We start from the raw sequence: 307 nt of genomic DNA on the forward strand, positions 1-307 counted from the left end.
CGCCCGCCGCCGCGATATCAGCCGGTTGAACTGTTCAAGCCGTGGCGGCAGAGCGCGATGGTGACGGCTGGGCCGGCGCATCAGCCGTGGCTTGATGCCCTTGTCCTTCAAGGTCTGTTCGCGGGCATGGGTATGATAGGCGCTGTCGGCCATCACGCAGGCCTCGTCACCGATGATCAGGCGGTCAGCGACGACGGTGTCGTTGACATTGGCCGGCGTGGTGACAACCCTGCGGATCAGGCCGGAGCCTTCATCGACACCGACATGGGCCTTGTAGCCATAGGCCGAACCGGCCTTGCCCTTGCGC

Annotated in this window: 1 protein-coding gene; it reads right to left on the reverse strand. The window is 65.1% G+C overall.

Going from position 1 to position 307, the window contains the following annotated elements:
- Nucleotides 1–307, reverse strand: a 307-nt coding sequence (locus ASD32_RS24730) for a transposase (protein ID WP_156383337.1), incomplete at both ends; no start/stop codon positions are given.

The sequence above is a fragment of the Rhizobium sp. Root483D2 genome (assembly GCF_001426685.1).
In the GTDB taxonomy this organism is placed as follows: domain Bacteria; phylum Pseudomonadota; class Alphaproteobacteria; order Rhizobiales; family Rhizobiaceae; genus Pararhizobium; species Pararhizobium qamdonense.